Source organism: Mesorhizobium sp. M7A.F.Ca.CA.001.10.2.1, assembly GCF_003998575.1.
In the GTDB taxonomy this organism is placed as follows: domain Bacteria; phylum Pseudomonadota; class Alphaproteobacteria; order Rhizobiales; family Rhizobiaceae; genus Mesorhizobium.
The window spans coordinates 1-756 of the sequence record NZ_RZQY01001202.1; the positions used below are offsets into that span (position 1 = coordinate 1).

The following is a 756-nucleotide window of genomic DNA, read 5'->3' on the forward strand; positions in this document are numbered from 1 at the left end:
GCATGACACCGGGACGCTGGTCGTCGCTGATCCAGGGCTCTGCCGCGGCGGCTTGATCGCCTGCCGCAACAATCCACCGGTCAGTCGTCCGATTCGGCGTCGTCGTCGATGAGCACCAGTTCCTCGTTCGAGAGGTTGGCCTCGATGCGGGCAAGCAGTTTGAACAGCGACTTCTGGTCCTTCTTGTCGAGGCCCTTCAGCGCCTGCTTTTCGGTCTTCTTCACCGATTTCTCGATAGCGTGGATGATATCGCGGCCGGTATCGGTGAGGAAAATATGCGCCTGACGGGCGTCGGCCGAGGAGGCGCGTTTTTCCAGAAAACCCTGGGCTTGCAGCCGGTTGATTGTCTTGGTGATGGTAGGCGGGCGCACGCCGAGGCGTCCGGCAAGATTGCCCGGCGTCTGGCCGTCCTCACGGTCGAGCGCCAGCATGATCTGATCCTGGCCGGCATAGAAGCCGTGCGCCAGAAGCCGGGCCGCCAGCGCCGTTCTTGCCAGCCTTGCCGCCGAATGCAGCCGGCTCATTGTCGCAGTCTTATCCGCCTTGGCCATGGTCATCCCTCTTCGGCCGTACCGGTGCGGGCAGCATAGAGGCAGCCGGCCGGTTGGCAATCGACGATGAAAAAGATTCCGGAGCTTCAAACAGCTTTGCCGGCAAGCATTGTGGTGTCCGCCGTGGCTAATGCCAGATGTTTATTTCAGTTAGATGACAAACGAATTCCCAGCCGGAATTTTCGCCGCGAGCAAAGTGATGGAG

The 756-nt window shown here is 60.6% G+C and carries 1 protein-coding gene; it reads right to left on the reverse strand.

Features of this window, described 5'->3' with window-relative positions; all coding sequences use genetic code 11:
- Positions 1-80 precede the first annotated feature (80 nt).
- Positions 81-551 carry a MarR family winged helix-turn-helix transcriptional regulator gene (locus EN964_RS36140; protein ID WP_127266503.1) on the reverse strand — a complete coding sequence of 157 codons (471 nt, stop codon included), beginning with the start codon at positions 549-551 and terminating at the stop codon, positions 81-83.
- Between the last annotated feature and the right edge of the window lie 205 nt (positions 552-756).

What these genes read in the sequence shown, in the direction of transcription:
- EN964_RS36140 (WP_127266503.1), bottom strand. Translation starts at nt 551, where the DNA reads ATGGCCAAGGCGGATAAGACTGCGACAATGAGCCGGCTGCATTCGGCG.